General features: G+C 66.2%; 1 protein-coding gene. It reads left to right on the top strand.

Going from position 1 to position 290, the window contains the following annotated elements:
- On the top strand, positions 1 to 290 hold a 290-nt coding region (locus ACNAVT_RS31895), incomplete at both ends, for a protein kinase domain-containing protein (protein WP_416301721.1).

Raw genomic sequence — 290 nt, forward strand, 5'->3', positions numbered from 1 at the left:
CATCCGCACATCGTCGCTGTCTACGACTTCGGCACCGAGGAGAACGTCCCCTATCTGATCATGGAACTGGTGGAGGGGCGGACCGTGTCCGCACTGATCGCCGACGGCCCGCTCACCGTCTGGCAGGCGTTGTCGATCGCCGTACAGACCTGCGACGGGATCGCCGCCGCGCACGCGGCTGGGGTGGTGCACCGGGACGTGAAGCCGGGCAACCTGATCATCACCGCCAACGGCGCAGTGAAGATCTGCGACTTCGGCATCGCCCGCCTTCCTTGGGCAGAGGGGGAGAA

The sequence above is a fragment of the Micromonospora sp. SL4-19 genome, from assembly GCF_047921475.1.
In the GTDB taxonomy this organism is placed as follows: Bacteria; Actinomycetota; Actinomycetes; order Mycobacteriales; family Micromonosporaceae; genus Micromonospora.